The sequence below is a fragment of the bacterium genome (assembly GCA_016699125.1).
In the GTDB taxonomy this organism is placed as follows: Bacteria; Babelota; Babeliae; order Babelales; family Vermiphilaceae; genus AWTP1-30.
Window position 1 is genome coordinate 658,506 of record CP064961.1, and the last position, 14,579, is coordinate 673,084.

Consider the following 14,579-nt stretch of genomic DNA (forward strand, 5'->3'; position numbering starts at 1 on the left):
TATTTTTTAACTTTTCATAAAAATTCAGTCATGCAAGTCTATGTATTGTGTAACATGAGTGCAATAAAAAATGTATGAAACGAACAGATTATAGCTATTTTTTAAAAAAATAGTATACTTATTAAAAAATATAAGTATAAAAAATATGCATAAAAGAGTTATTTTACAGCTTTCGCTTGTTGAGGGAGTTGGCAGTAAAAAAATACAAATGATTCAGTCGTATCTGGAAAGAAATGACCTTTGTTGGACAGATATAGCTAAGTTTGATGTAGCTACCTTCGAACATCAGATTGGGTTTTCATCTACAGATGCTTTGAATCTCCGGACGGTACTTTCAAATGAGTATGAAGTTGAAAAAGAGATCACCGAAGCCGGGAAAAATAACATCCATTGGACCACCTTTTTAGATTCAGACTATCCTGATCAGTTAAAACATTCGCATAATCCACCAGCCGTTTTGTATTGGCAGGGTAATCAAGATTTGAAAGTCCCGTTTGAAAGCCTTGCAGTCGTTGGATCGCGTGCAATGGATGGCTATGGAAAACAGGTTTTAGAAAGTCTTTTGCCTGAATGTGTGGTTGCAGGTATTCCGATCATAAGTGGTGGGGCTTTGGGCATTGATGCAGCGGCACATCAGATAAGTTTGGAGTATGGTGGAAAAACGGTGGTTGTGCTTGGATCAGGACTTTTAAAACCGTACCCTGAAAAAAATAGAGCTTTATTTGAGCAGGTCGCAGATAGCGGTGGTTTTGTAATAAGTGGGTTTCCATTGCACATACCACCAGTGGCACAGAATTTCCCAATACGAAATCGGGTAATCGCAGGATTGTCACATACGTGTCTGGTTGTTCAGGCGGCTGAAAAAAGTGGGGCGTTAATTACAGCTGAATGTGCATTGCAGGAGGGTAGAAATGTAGCCGCAGTGCCAGGAGATGTTTTTGATCCATTGAGTGCAGGTTGTAACAATTTGATCAAAAATGGTGCGTACGTAGTACAAAATAGCTGTGATATTTTGGAGCTTTTTAATATAAAAACAGTAGCAAGACCACAACTTGAGATCACCACATCTTCTCATCAAAAAAATTCAAAAAAACTAGAGCTGGTGCTACAGCTCACGGTAGCTGAACGGATGGTTTTTCAGTCGTTGAAAAAAGGTGATAATTATACTTTTGAAGAACTTTTATCCATGACACAGTTATCATTATCAGATCTAAATGCAATTTTAATTGAGCTTGAAATGAAAGGCCTGATAGAGACAACCTTATTTGGATACAGGCTCGTTTGAAAATATCCAGTAAGGCAATAACTGTTCGAGTCTTTCTTTAATATTTTTGCATCCTTTTTGTATGTTTTCAGCGTCATCTTTCGCTTTATCTATCGATTCTTTATAGTGTGATTGCGCAAAAGGAAAATCGCCCAACAATGTAATGAGGGCTTTCAAGCTTTTTTTCCACATCCGCTCGTTTTCAAAAAGCCCTAAAATGGCTTATTGCACAATGATTGGCTATTTAATATTTTGTTTTTTCATAAAAAGCACCGTAATTAGAATGTTTAAAAGACTAAAAATCAATCCTAAATGAATTAAATAAAAAATTGTATCTTTCATAGAGCTTATGCTACTATTGGCAAATGATGAAGCAAGTAAAAAAGGTGGTAATGAATTACTCAAGACAAGCAAAAATCTGTACAAAACAAAATCTATTTCAAAATTTTTCCTCAAAAATCAGCGTTGGTGTATTCATGGGTGGGCTTTCACCTGAAAACGAGGTCTCCTTCAATTCTGGAAGAACGATATGTGACCATCTTGATATCCATCGTTATAGCATCATACCGATCTATCAAACAAAACAAGGCGAACTTTATATTCTGCCACTCAAGTTTTTACACCGCGGGAAAACGACCGATTTTGAACACAGATTATCATATGAAGCCCAACAGATTCTCTGGGATGATTTAAAAGAATGTATTGATTTTATGTACATTGCAACTCATGGCAACTATGCAGAAGACGGCATCTTGCAAGGAGTCTTAGAAGTCCTTAATATTCCGTACCTGGGTGCTGGTGTATTTGCAAGCGCACTGCGTATGGACAAGATTACTCATAAACTATTTTTAAAAGCACAGGGGATTCAGGTCCCAGATTTTACCATTGTCCCAGAAGAAGTATTGGAATCAGAAGATAGTTTAAAAGAATACATTAATAACGCTTTACAAAATCTAACAATCAGACTGCCATCAATCGTCAAACCTCACAATCAAGGTTCAAGTGTCGGTGTACAGTTTGTGGACAATCAGACAGATTTATTGAACGCAATACAAAATGCATGGCACACAGATGTTCATGCAAAAGTAATTATTGAGGAATACGTTGAAGGGATGGAATTTTCATGCATTACACTCGTTGATCATGTTAATCAAACCTATCTGCCATTACCACCAACAGAGATCGTTAAAGAAGCTGGAACGCATATCTATGATTATACCCAAAAATACATGCCCGGACGTGCCACAAAGTACACGCCAGCTCGCTGTTCTGAAGCTGATATTATTCATATTCAAAACACCTGTATTCGCGTGATGGAACTTTTGGAGTTTCCAACGATCTCACGAATCGATGGCTTTTTGAAAAAAGATGGCACGGTGGTTATTTTCGATCCAAACTCACTTTCGGGCATGGGACCGGCAAGCTTTCTCTTTTTGCAAGCAGCAGAAGCAGGCATGAACCACACCCAACTTATCAACCATTTAATTGAAACAGAGCTTTCAAACTATGGCATTACCACCAGATCTGAAACACAAGGAGTCACAATGGACAATGCAACAGGATTGATAGACCCAAAAAAGCGAATTGCTGTTTTAATGGGCGGAGCTTCTGCAGAAAGAGAAACTTCGCTTGAAACAGGACGGAATGTCGTTTATAAACTTTCACCAGAAAAATATATTCCCGTTCCCCTTTTTGTTTCACAGGACCTGAAACTGTATCACCTTGATACCTCGCTGTTGGTTCGTAATTCAACCAAAGAGATTGCAACTCTTATTGCAGAGCAATCGTCGGTAAAATGGTCAGAACTTCCACAGATTGCCGACTTTGTATTTATTGGCCTTCATGGAGGCGTTGGTGAAAACGGCTCAGTACAGGGCATGCTTGAGATGTTGCATATGCCATATAATGGCTCTGGTGTTTTTGCAAGCAGTTTATGCATGAACAAGTACAAAACAAACGAATGTTTAGCGCAACAGAACATCGCAATACCTACCCACCTTTTGATTGAAAAACAGGAATGGACACTGAATCCTGAATATGCCATTGAAAAAATCGTACATTCATTCTCATTTCCATTAATCGTCAAACCAAGTGACGACGGATGCAGCGTGATGGTTGCAAAAGTTCATAACGAATCAGAGCTGAAAACGGCAATAACTACACTGTTTGATAACGGCAAAACTGATGCGTTAATCGAAGAATATATCGAAGGCACAGAATTAACTGTTGGAGTCCTTGGCAATACCTATCATATTCAGGTATTGCCGCCCACAGAGTGCGTCAGAACAAGTTCAATTTTGACCATGGAAGAGAAATTTCTCCCCGGCGCAGGGGAAAATCAGACCCCCGCGTTACTTGAAGCTGATGCGATTGCGTGCGCGCAAGCAACGGTCAAAAAAGGATTTTTTGCTGCCCAGTGCACCGGATATGCACGTGTTGACTGTTTTTACCAGAATGCCCAGCAAAGTCCAACCGGAATAGCACGCACGGTCATTATTGAGATCAATACACTGCCCGCACTTACGCCGGCAACCTGCCTTTTTGCACAAGCGGCAGAAATTGGTATAAATCCAATGAACTTCATTGACAAAATAGTAGAACTTGGGTTTGAAAAACACAAAAAGGTAGCTTTGCATAATTCACAACCAGAAGTCAAAAGCGTACCTATTTTCAATCAAAGCTACAGCGAAAACTAAACATTATTTACTTTTAAAGCAATTTTCTGTTAAAATTCATAATGTAATTTTAAAAAACAGGTTTGGAGCTGCATGTATCTTATTTTCCTGATCCTACTATTCTGGTATGTAATGCCTGCGCACAGCATGGACAAAAAACTCGTTCCAGTACAATTCGAAAGCATTGCAAAGATAGAAGAAATCGATGATTTAACCATTCAACAACAATTAAAAGGCTTCAATATCAACACACCGTTAATTAATCAATGGAATAATCAGATAAGTCAGTTCTGGAGTACATATAAGATCAAAGACAGCAGCAAAAAAGCTATACTAGGCATATTCAAAACTATATTAGAAAAACATGCTGAACTACTTCCAAACAGATTACTTGGTAGTGGTCAAGACTGGATAGAGGTAGTCATAGAAACAACTAATCCTTCTTCAGGCTCTGGATCAGCTCAGGCAGTTGGAGCAGAATTCATGACCAACCTGTTAAAATCATCAGAAGAAAACAGAAAAGCCTTTTATACCCAATGGTGGGCGATGAACCTCTATCTTGGAGCATTGCCATGGGACAAACATAAACATTCACTAGAGAAAACGAAATACTTGACCTGTAAGCAAAAAATGAATGCCTACAGTTCTTTCAAGCAAGACAAGAGATTTTTTACAACAGATTCTGCATCATTTTTTTTTTAGAGGCAAGCAAATAAAAAAAGAATGGGTTCAAGATACTTTGGATTCAAATCAGGATTTTGATAAAGCAATCATCAATGAGCAACTCTTAACACCACAATACATTGAAGATCAGAATGATCCAACTAATCCTGCCAACAACAATAATACTCAAATCAACATACTAAAAAAGTTCGATCTCGAACGCTTTGAACAAACTACACGGAATATTAAAAGTGCAATAGGATTTTTTTTAAAAAAACTTAGAGTCCCAATTGAAAAAAAGATGAAAGTTCTACGTAAAACTATTAAGCTTGCATTTTTAAATATAAAAAATGGCACAGAATCCTTAGAAAATATCAAATCTATGTCATTTGCAGTAAGAAGAGGGGGAGCCAATTCCTTGACAGATGATAAGCCTGAGCTTATTTATAAAGTCATAAAAGAAAATATGGATGACAAGGATTTTAATCTTCAAGCATTCAAAAAAAAGCTTTTAAGCTTGGACTTTTCAAAATTAACGGTAGAGCTGGGAAACGCTGGAACACTTTCTAAGTCAGCAGCTAGGTACGATACAATTAGCAATTTTTTAAATACGTACCTATCATGCATAAACAATATCATTGCTCGCTTTCAGGAACATCCAGATATTACAACGATTGACGAATTACTATACGATGAGCTGAATGTACTGAATAATATGTTAATCACATTACATAAAGCACAAGAAAAGGAGCAGCAAATCTTAGCACAGAAAAAGGAAAAAGAAAAAGAACTTGGGTATACTGAAGAGAATATTAAGCTTTTAGATGAACCAGCAAAGTTGATTGAAGAAGCAATAGAAAAAACTCAACATGATTCATCTAAACTCATGATGCTCCAAAATAAAAAGGAAAAAGGCAAAGAAGTTAAACCTGAAAATACCGCCTTCAACTTCTTACTTGCATTGCTTACAAAAGGCATAATTCAAAATAATGATGCTTTTCAGGATCACCTAGAATCACTATTGAACATAACGCCCCGGGGCCTCTTTCAACTGTACCGAGAACCATCATTTGCAAAGATTTTAAAAGTACCAGAGCATGAAGAACCAAAACAGCCTGAACATAAGCCAAAACAGATTGAAGGTGCAAAAAAAGAAGTGGACAATCCATCAGAAACACTGCAACCAAAAGTCACACCCATGCCAATCACCACAAAAAAACCTGTAAAACAAGAGCCGGTTGTCAAAGAAAAACCTGTAACTTTCACGATTGACGAAACACCTGTCACTATTGAAATTGAAGAACCTAAACCAACGCCACCGCCAGCAAATCCTACTGAAAAACCAAGTCCTGCAACAACCGGCATTGACAATACTGGCAACCAAACACCCCCAACCAATCCATCAAATAACCCTCTTGAACTTGTATTACGTTTTTTTGGCCCGATTGGAAGAACTATTCAAGAAGCAGCAAGCGCTGTCTTTCAGTGGCTTGTTAGTTGGATTCAATAAATTTGGAAATAGATAGCGTATAAAGAAGCTGCATAGCAAAGACCAAATAAAAAGACTGCACAATCATGTTTACCTGTTCGAGGAGCGCTTTCATATCAAGTTTAGCAATTGCATGTTTATCTAAAGCTTGTTTTACATCGTCAAGCATTTTAACAAAAGATTTGTATTCAATCCACTGATGTAATTGGACATAACGGAAACAAGGCTTCGTTATAAACCTGACATTTTTTTTCAATCAGAGCTTTCATCGACGCACATATCTCAACATCACAGCTCACTGTCGTAACCTGTTCATAGGGACGCTCTTACCATAGGCCAAATTTTGCACATAATCATTTTTTGTTCTTTCAAGCTTATTAAATCGTTCATGGTGATCGTCAATTAAAGAAAGCCTCCAGAACAAAAAAAGAAGATATTATTAAAAAAGCTATCACAAGGCTATATTTTTTCATCGCAGACTTTCGCACAATCAGATTTGATGTAACTGTCTATTGTGGTATAATAACATAAAAAATATGTCTCTTTAACAACTTTTTTAAGATTTAGAGTATGCAAAAAAAAGATTTCTATACCATTTTGGGCGTGGAACGTTCGGCCACCGTCGATCAGATCAAAGCAGCTTATCGAAAACTTGCAATGAAATATCACCCAGACAGAAATCCTGGCAATAAAGAAGCTGAAGAAAAATTCAAAGAAGCAGCAGAGGCTTACGAAGTCTTGTCTGATAAAGAAAAACGGGCACGATACGATCAGTTTGGACACGCAGACTTTGGTCAACAGGGTGGAGCGCATGGTCACGGAATGAATATGGATGATATCTTTGAGAATTTTGGTGATATCTTTGGATCAATGTTTGGACACGGCACACAAAAACGTCGAGGAAAAGTTGAACCAGAACCACTGCGCGGCCATGACCTGCACAAAGAGATTGAGATCTCAATGCTTGATGCATTCAAAGGCTGCAAGCAGGAACTCGGTTACTATCATTTTATGTCGTGCAGCGGATGCAATGGCAAAGGGGTACAGCCGGGAACATCGGTGCAAAACTGTGGGCAATGTCAAGGCAGCGGTAAAATTCAGTTTCAACAGGGCTTTTTCATGTACTCACAAGCATGCAATGCCTGCTCTGGTCAAGGATTTACTATTCCATCTCCCTGTACGCAATGTAACGGTCAATGTAGACTACAGCAGTACGACAAATTTTCAGTCACCATTCCAGAAGGAATTTTTAATGGGGCAGAACTACGTATTGTTCAAAAAGGTGACGCGGGTGCATTCGGTGGCAAGTCTGGCGATCTATTTGTAAAAGTGCATATCAAAGAAGAACAGGGCTTTGCACGCGAGGGCGACGACCTTGTATGCAAAGTAACACTGACCTATCCGCAACTTGTGTTCGGTTGTCAGATTGAGATTGAAAGTATAGATAAAACCCATCATCCATTAAAAGTTCCCAAAGGCTGTCAAATCGGCGAACGAATTCTGATCGTAGGAAAAGGGTTTAAAAAACTGAAAGGCAACGGCTATGGAAATCTGGTCATTGTCACACAATGTCATATTCCCCACAAGCTGGCTGCCGAGGAAAAAAAAGCATTGGAAGCATATTCCGATCTGATTGGCACCAATATAGATAGCAAAAGTGATGGCATTGGTTGGTTTTTCAAAAAGTTTTTAGGGTAGACGAAAGAATAATATCAAAAACAAAATAGAATTATATGTAAAATTACCACGATAAAAAAGTTTAATTGGAAGAAATTGTGTAGTGCCTCAATAGATAGCCCAATTATCAGGAGCGAGGATGAAAATTAACCTACTTTCAGCAAACTATTTTTTGACCTTACCATTAGTTTTTTTGAATAATACATTGTGTATGAACTGGCTTGAAAAGAAAGAAACTAGTAATACTAGTTATGATGTATCAGTAGACTATCAAAAAACATATGGGGACAAACTTTTTTTCTATCAAAAAAGAGCTGGTGCCACAGTAGATCGGAATAAATACGGTTCTATATCTTTAAGTGATATACTGTATATAAAGTATAGTTTCAATGAATACGATTATTTTTTTCATTTGCCATTTTTTTTAGACAGAAAAGGTGATTCTGATACCTCAAATTCAATACATCAGCAAGGTCAAAAGACGCTAGCCAGTATGATTTATAGTTTATTGAATGATACACTATGTGCAGCAGTAGATCCAGCATTAAATGGTGACAAAATCAGACCAGACGTAGAGCTCACCATTTTAAATATTACAAATCTCGCCGTTGATTTAACAGCAATCAAACAAGAAGGATTAATTGGATTGGAAGAAAAATATGCGTTAGATGTAGAAAGTCTAGACGAGGAACGAAAGTTCTTGCTCGCAGAGTTTTTTTATAAAAAAACTCATAGTCCATTACGTCTGCATGCAACTGCCGTCTTGTTAGAAGAAGAAACAATACTAAAAAAATTGGTGGAAATAGAGCAAACTACAAACTCGACAAGCAGACAATCAGAACGCAATATAATCAAAAAAAATCTTCAAGCAAGCTTAAACTTGAAAAAAGAAAAGCTGAAAGATGCTTCCATCATAAACCTGTTTCATTACTTAGGCTCATTAAACATAGAAAGATTAATAAACTTTAAAATACAACAATTAGAAAAAGTAGAAGTATCAATATTAAACTCATTTGATATAGAAACGTTTATGAAACTTAACTCCCAAGCAATAAAAAAGAATGAAAAAGAACAGGTAGAGACAATTAAGAATTTCGTTTCTATTCTGAATACAATCGAGAAAGCAGATAAAGCGTGCAAGAATATTGCTAATGACCTCACTTATATTGAAAATCAAAGTGATTTCCAAAAACGACTATATATCATTTACGATCGAATCAATAAAATGCAAGAGCACGTTGAAGCTCTTACATTTAAAAATCGCCTTCCCGAATTTTGAATTTAAATTTTCTATTCTTTCAGATCAATAAAATGGGACGGAGTCAAAATTATCAATAAAACATCTGCTGTTTATGCCTCTGTTTTTGACTGGTACCGGAATGAGCATCTTTTGAATACTGGTTTATTGCTGCATAAAAATAGGCGCGGTCTTCAGTTTTGACGACCGCCTGTTCATGAGCTTCGGCCAACACAAGTGGATACCCGCGGCCTTTTTCAACCTGATCCCAGATTATACTGACAACTTTTGACACCAAACTTTGATCTGATGCGATCCAAAAAGGGATCTCTACACGCACAACCTCATGTCCACTGTTAAGATAGAAAAAACAGGGGACAAGTACAGATGGATAATCTTGCGTACCGTTTATTGGCACTTGAAAAACAACAGTTCGTGCGCCAACAGGCAACCATTCACCAAGAAAATCAGCATCAACCAGGTCTTCATAATCGACAGCCTGGTTATTAGTTTGGCCATACGAACGCATGATACTAATAAGATCTTTGCTTTGCGGAGCACTAATATAAAAAGCATGCAAAAACTGCTGGTGATACAGCTGCAACAATAGCTCGAAGTACCGTTTTAAAAAACGCTCTTTCAAGTTTTTATATGGCTGCAGATGCCAAAACAGCAATGATCCATCAAAAAGAATACAACCGTTTTCTGAGCTTTTAAAGCTCTGAAAAAGCTCAAGCGCCTTCAAAAACTCATATTCATGTCGCAAACAGTCAACCGCCTTGGCAATATTTTCATCTTGCAAAATCGAAGTTTTAAAAACCGTAGGCTCATTAAAAAACTGCGCCGAAGATGCATGAACCCCATACGAAACAAAAAGAGCGCCAACGTTAATCAAAAAGCAGTCAAAGCCCCAGTGCCGATCAGGATAGATCTGCGATCCGTCAACGCCCAAAATTTCGTACGGCTCATCAAAAGCAGCTTTTTGATATATCGTTGCAAAGCCAACTTCAGGATAACGCAATGGAAGCGCACACAAAAATTGTTTCCCTGCTAATTCAGATTGAAATTTTAAATCTGAGCAAAAAGATGCCCAGCTGACAAGCAGTCTTTGCAACGATTCAGCCTTTTTTTTGTGCAAAGTTGGCATCTGATCGGATAATTGCAAAGCTATTTTAATGCGATCTATCATATGTATATATCCCTAAGCTTAATTTAAATATTTGACTTTTAAGCAATATATAATATTATTTTAATTAACTATTTTTAATCTTAATTTTAAAGGGTCGACATGTACCTCCCTTTCTTTGTATATTACCGTGTATCATTTATTGTGTGCCTCGCTGTATTTGCAACCGTTGGGTGCAAAACAGATTCAATTGATATTCACAGCGGCCTTAAACGTAATACATACAAACCTCACACCTCTATTAAAAATATCGTCTTAGATTTACACGGCGTTCTTTTTGTCGGCCAAACTTCAACCTTTACAGTAATCAAACAGGTAGGGCTCCTTCCTTTTGTATCATATGGATTACAATTTGGCAAAGAGATTTTCTACGTAAAACAGATGGTTTTTAAGATTCTTGACAAAATGCACCCAAAAACTACCACTGCAATAACGAAAGCTCAAGACAACAAAGCCGAAACACTCCCCATGATCATGCAAGAATGGCTTGCAGGCAATAAAACGGGAACCGAGACTGTTGAAATTATCAAGCAAAAGGCAATAGAAGAACCATCCTTGTTCAGATCAGCCGTTGAAAAAAAACTGTTTCTTAAAGTTACTGAACTGATGTTTGCTCCACAGATCTTTGCCAAGATTCAACATCTGAACCCAATGGCATACAATTTTATAAAAAAACTCAAAAAGAATGGCTTTAGAATCTACGTTTTATCAAATTGGGACAAAGAGTCTTTTGATATTATCAAGACAAAATATGCGGATTTTTTTGAACTATTTGATGGAATAACTATTTCAGCCGATATCGGATACAACAAACCTGCAAACCAAGCATATTATAGCTTTTTTGAGCAACATAACCTTAATCCAGCTGAATGCCTTTTTATTGACGATCAAAAGATAAATATCGATGGAGCAATCAGTTGTGGCATGGATGGCTTTGTCTGCCCGTATCAAAAAATCGGCTTTGCAGATTTCCAAAAGACCTATCAACATATTGCGATGCATACAAAACAAAACTAAACCTGTTCAGATTCTGCAAAATTACGTTTTCTCACCAAAACCAGACTACTTGGTATACCAATCAATAATAGAATTGTGAAAACAAAAATAAAAGAAAACAGATAACTATTTGTCTGATACAAACTCTGTGCATGTGATCCCAAAAAAGCATACATAAACAGCATAGGTGCTGATCCAAAAAATGCTGTAAATAGAACAACTGATACTGAAACATTCATCTCTGCAGCAAAGGTATTAATGACAACATATGGCACAACAGATGCAAGGTTCAATAAAAATAGCCCAAACACCAAACCTTTGGACAAAGTTAACCGATGAAGCTCCTGTGTTGCATCTTTATAGCGAACAAGCATCATTGGTAAAAACCATTTTTTTATCATTAAAAATGAGGCACATCCACCCAATGTAACACAAAACAAAGCAAAAATACCGCCCCACAATGAACCAAATAACATACCACCCATAAAAGTAAGTGGCATAATTACCGGTACTGCAAAAATAACCGTTCCCAAAAAAAGCGCCATGTACGTAACAAAAGCTTTTAGTGGACAACAGGTCATCAGCTCCTGCATATAATTATTAACCCTGTAAAACCATTCTTGTAGAAACTGACCATTACTTTTAACAATCAATACAGACAATGTTATTATACAAATAAAGAGAACTAGCAGTAAAAGCTGCTTTTTTCTTTCAAAAATCATTTGAAAATCCTTGAACAAAGATCATAATAAGAATAACTTTATTACAATGAATTACAAAATTGCAATAAAACAATCTACTGATCTAAATAACTCATCACGTTAAATGGGACCGATAAAGGCTTTGTTGAAGGAGACGTAAAAACAATGCGTGACTGATTTTTGCCTGCTGTTGATTCTACCGTAGGTTTATTCAACTGATTCTGCAAAGTCATTTTAAAATAGTCACTCAACTCTTTTAACTGAGTTTTAAGCGATTCGTTTTCAGACTTAAGGTATTCGACAAGCTCTTTTGAACCTAATAACTGCCCATAATTAACCAACAGTTTCTCTTTTTCTTCCTTTGAACCAAGCATCTGCAACATACCATCTTTGACACCGTGATTATAATGCGAATCTTGAAAACCTGTAATAATTTTCTGCATCTTTTCATTTGCCTCTGTAAGCTGCTGAACCTCTTTTTCTAAATAGGTAATTTGACATCTTAATCGTTCAACGTCCTGCATGGAACGTATTTTTTTTTCCGCTTTTTGTTGTTTAATACTTTCAACATCGGTTCGTGCAATTTTGTTATATAAAAAGTTAATTTTACTTCGACATACTCCAAATGTACGTCCAACCACAGACTTAAACCCTTCAATTTGCAGATAGATCTTGCCATAAGAAGTAACTGTTTCATTATTATACAGATAACGCAATGCTGGCATCAGTGCAAGAAAGGGAACCGCATACTGATAATATTCCTGCAATACACCTAACATTGTCACAGAAACCTGGCTGCCAGTATTTTTGACCGGCTCGTCTGCAAAGAACGTTATTGGCACAAACAGCACTCCACATAAAAAAATCAACCAAAATCTATACCAGATACTCATCGCTTCTCCTTTTTGAGCGATACTATAACAAAGAACGGGGAACAGAAACAAAGGTTTCCATTCCCCGTGAGGTTGTTATCAGTTTATTACATACTTAATACATTTATGCGACTTTTGGTTGTCCCATAAAAGCTGCACACATTCCTGCTACACCAAACAATCCTTGCATCCATGTTGCGCTTGCAGGACTAAAAATATTAAAGAATCCTGACACAGTCCAATCAATCCAACCATTTTTAACACACTCTGGTAATTTCTTATAAAACCAGTTAATCGGTCTTGCCAAAATTCTCCTGTTGAACCATGCATCTTTAACATCTCCAACACCATAATATTTGCAATATGAGATACACACAGCAGATTCAGCCATCTTTCGGGCAATCTGACTCTTTTCCCATCCATGACATAATCCATGAAATGATATCTCCCACAGCACGGTTGCCATAATTCCTTTCCATGCATTAGCTTCACGAGCTGATCCATTGGCATTAAAATGGTTACTAATATATTTGGACATTTTTATATTTATCAGATCACCAGCGGTAAATGGAATACCGAGTACACGCAGAATCACCTTAACCATACCCATTATTCCCTCAGGATTTCGCGGATCAGTTTTCAAATTTGCATCAAACTCAGCAAACTCATCTTGCACTACATTTTCGCCAAACACTTTATTTAAAGCCCAGTTACCTACATTCAAAAACGGTTGAAACAAAGGTTTTGCATAACTCAAAACTGTTTGAAGCAATGGATAGTTCAGAACCTTTCTACATATTCCCAACATTCCCGACTGACGGGCAACCTGCCCATTCTGCGCTGTAGCTTCCATCTCAAATAACTGTTGATCCATCTGTTTTAAAATACCCGGCAACTGGTCTATCTGTGCAGCAAGTTGTGCTTTCTGTTCTTCATCCTTGCATTCAGCGAGCATTTCTTCTTTTAACGCTTTCAATCCTTGATCATGAGCAAGCAGCTGCTTTATTTCATTTCGACCAGCAGCATTCATTTTTCTAAAATCATTCACAAGCTGTACAACAGGAGCATGTAACTCAACTGGTGCTTTCTCATTTTGAATTTTTTGTGCCTGTTCAAAAAGCTTTTCATTTTTTTGAGCCTGATTAGCTACTGCCGCTCGCTGAGTAGGTTGTTCATTTTTATTTACCGCAGAATTGGCAGGAAGTAGCGGCATACCATTGATGGTTGGCTCTACCTGGCGCTGTTTATCAGCAGCATTAGCTCTCGGTTTTACTGCCTGCTTTTGGGCAGATTTGATCGGTTGCACCTGAGCTGGTTGCGGCGGATTTATTACAGGCTGTTTAATAACCGGCTGGACCGGTTGATGTTGTTGCACAACTTCGGCAGGTTTTTCAACTGCCTGCTGGACCTGCTGCGTCGGTTCAACCACAACCGGTTCATGGTTCTTTTGATCAGGTACGCTCACAGGTTGAGGCTGATCCATAACTGGCGGTTGCTGTACAATCGGAGCCTGTTGCGTATCTGTACTCTTATTTTCTAACTGATTAACACTGTTCTTTTGTGCCGCACGTGCAATTTGCCCATGCTTTTGAACCATCTGGTTAAAAAAGTTGGACCGCGCAGACGAGGTTCGCGCATGCGGCTGCATTTTTCTGGCACCACGCACGGCAGAAACCATTTTTACAGGACGGTTCTGCTTTGCAGCACCTGCCACAAATTTTAACCTGTCCGGTCCTGCAGTCAGGTGCAGTCCCGCACCTAACACACAGCACACTATAATTTTTTTCAACATATTCTTCATGACAACCTCCATTTTCAT

General features: G+C 37.7%; 12 protein-coding genes. 7 read left to right on the forward strand and 5 right to left on the reverse strand.

Going from position 1 to position 14,579, the window contains the following annotated elements; genetic code table 11:
• Window positions 1–145 precede the first annotated feature (145 nt).
• The gene (gene dprA, locus IPG37_03105) at window positions 146–1,285 is read left to right on the forward strand and encodes a DNA-protecting protein DprA (GenBank protein ID QQR53421.1); all 1,140 of its coding nucleotides are present in this window, start codon (window positions 146–148) and stop codon (window positions 1,283–1,285) included.
• Here the strand turns inward: dprA and IPG37_03110 are convergent.
• Window positions 1,262–1,456: a hypothetical protein gene (locus IPG37_03110; protein QQR53422.1), complete on the reverse strand. Its 195-nt coding sequence runs from the start codon at window positions 1,454–1,456 to the stop codon at window positions 1,262–1,264. The genes dprA and IPG37_03110 overlap by 24 nt on opposite strands.
• A gap of 200 nt (window positions 1,457–1,656) precedes the next feature.
• Here IPG37_03110 and IPG37_03115 point away from each other — a divergent pair, with 200 nt between their 5' ends.
• The 5 genes from IPG37_03115 (at window position 1,657) to IPG37_03135 (ending at window position 9,047) form a co-directional block, all read left to right on the forward strand.
• A complete protein-coding gene (locus IPG37_03115) occupies window positions 1,657–3,960 on the forward strand; it encodes an ATP-grasp domain-containing protein (GenBank protein ID QQR53423.1) in 2,304 nt (767 codons plus the stop codon).
• Between the two features lie 72 nt (window positions 3,961–4,032).
• Window positions 4,033–4,641 carry a hypothetical protein gene (locus tag IPG37_03120; GenBank protein QQR53424.1) on the forward strand — a complete coding sequence of 203 codons (609 nt, stop codon included), beginning with the start codon at window positions 4,033–4,035 and terminating at the stop codon, window positions 4,639–4,641.
• A complete protein-coding gene (locus IPG37_03125; protein ID QQR53425.1) occupies window positions 4,574–6,112 on the forward strand; it encodes a hypothetical protein in 1,539 nt (512 codons plus the stop codon). Before IPG37_03120 ends, IPG37_03125 begins: the two co-directional genes overlap by 68 nt.
• 549 nt (window positions 6,113–6,661) lie before the next feature.
• Window positions 6,662–7,789 (forward strand): molecular chaperone DnaJ, encoded by a 1,128-nt coding sequence (gene dnaJ / locus IPG37_03130; GenBank protein QQR53426.1) that lies wholly within the window; start codon window positions 6,662–6,664, stop codon window positions 7,787–7,789.
• Window positions 7,790–7,907: 118 nt separating this feature from the next.
• On the forward strand, window positions 7,908–9,047 hold the full coding sequence (locus IPG37_03135) for a hypothetical protein (protein ID QQR53427.1): 1,140 nt from the start codon (window positions 7,908–7,910) through the stop codon (window positions 9,045–9,047).
• 52 nt (window positions 9,048–9,099) lie between these two features.
• On the opposite strand, the gene IPG37_03140 is transcribed toward IPG37_03135, so the two are convergent.
• Window positions 9,100–10,194 carry a DNA double-strand break repair nuclease NurA gene (locus IPG37_03140; protein ID QQR53428.1) on the reverse strand — a complete coding sequence of 365 codons (1,095 nt, stop codon included), beginning with the start codon at window positions 10,192–10,194 and terminating at the stop codon, window positions 9,100–9,102.
• Between the two features lie 99 nt (window positions 10,195–10,293).
• Between IPG37_03140 and IPG37_03145 the strand changes: the two genes are divergently transcribed.
• Window positions 10,294–11,208, forward strand: a complete 915-nt coding sequence (locus tag IPG37_03145) for an HAD-IA family hydrolase (protein QQR53429.1) — start codon at window positions 10,294–10,296, stop codon at window positions 11,206–11,208.
• On the opposite strand, the gene IPG37_03150 is transcribed toward IPG37_03145, so the two are convergent.
• The 3 genes from IPG37_03150 to IPG37_03160 form a co-directional block, all read right to left on the reverse strand.
• Complete coding sequence (locus IPG37_03150; protein ID QQR53430.1) at window positions 11,205–11,909, reverse strand: VTT domain-containing protein; 705 nt, start codon at window positions 11,907–11,909, stop codon at window positions 11,205–11,207. The two genes, IPG37_03145 and IPG37_03150, sit on opposite strands and share 4 nt — an antisense overlap.
• A 74-nt stretch (window positions 11,910–11,983) precedes the next feature.
• Complete coding sequence (locus IPG37_03155; protein QQR53431.1) at window positions 11,984–12,781, reverse strand: hypothetical protein; 798 nt, start codon at window positions 12,779–12,781, stop codon at window positions 11,984–11,986.
• A gap of 103 nt (window positions 12,782–12,884) precedes the next feature.
• The gene (locus tag IPG37_03160; GenBank protein ID QQR53432.1) at window positions 12,885–14,561 is read right to left on the reverse strand and encodes a hypothetical protein; all 1,677 of its coding nucleotides are present in this window, start codon (window positions 14,559–14,561) and stop codon (window positions 12,885–12,887) included.
• Window positions 14,562–14,579: the final 18 nt, after the last annotated feature.

Bases quoted from the DNA above. Each gene is read 5' to 3' on its own strand.
- dnaJ (QQR53426.1), top strand. From the start codon at position 6,662: ATGCAAAAAAAAGATTTCTATACCATTTTGGGCGTGGAACGTTCGGCC.
- IPG37_03120 (QQR53424.1), top strand. From the start codon at position 4,033: ATGTATCTTATTTTCCTGATCCTACTATTCTGGTATGTAATGCCTGCG.
- IPG37_03145 (QQR53429.1), top strand. From the start codon at position 10,294: ATGTACCTCCCTTTCTTTGTATATTACCGTGTATCATTTATTGTGTGC.
- IPG37_03115 (QQR53423.1), top strand. From the start codon at position 1,657: ATGAATTACTCAAGACAAGCAAAAATCTGTACAAAACAAAATCTATTT.
- IPG37_03155 (QQR53431.1), bottom strand. From the start codon at position 12,781: ATGAGTATCTGGTATAGATTTTGGTTGATTTTTTTATGTGGAGTGCTG.
- IPG37_03150 (QQR53430.1), bottom strand. From the start codon at position 11,909: ATGATTTTTGAAAGAAAAAAGCAGCTTTTACTGCTAGTTCTCTTTATT.
- IPG37_03125 (QQR53425.1), top strand. From the start codon at position 4,574: ATGCCTACAGTTCTTTCAAGCAAGACAAGAGATTTTTTACAACAGATT.
- IPG37_03140 (QQR53428.1), bottom strand. From the start codon at position 10,194: ATGATAGATCGCATTAAAATAGCTTTGCAATTATCCGATCAGATGCCA.
- IPG37_03110 (QQR53422.1), bottom strand. From the start codon at position 1,456: ATGTGGAAAAAAAGCTTGAAAGCCCTCATTACATTGTTGGGCGATTTT.
- dprA (QQR53421.1), top strand. From the start codon at position 146: ATGCATAAAAGAGTTATTTTACAGCTTTCGCTTGTTGAGGGAGTTGGC.
- IPG37_03160 (QQR53432.1), bottom strand. From the start codon at position 14,561: ATGAAGAATATGTTGAAAAAAATTATAGTGTGCTGTGTGTTAGGTGCG.
- IPG37_03135 (QQR53427.1), top strand. From the start codon at position 7,908: ATGAAAATTAACCTACTTTCAGCAAACTATTTTTTGACCTTACCATTA.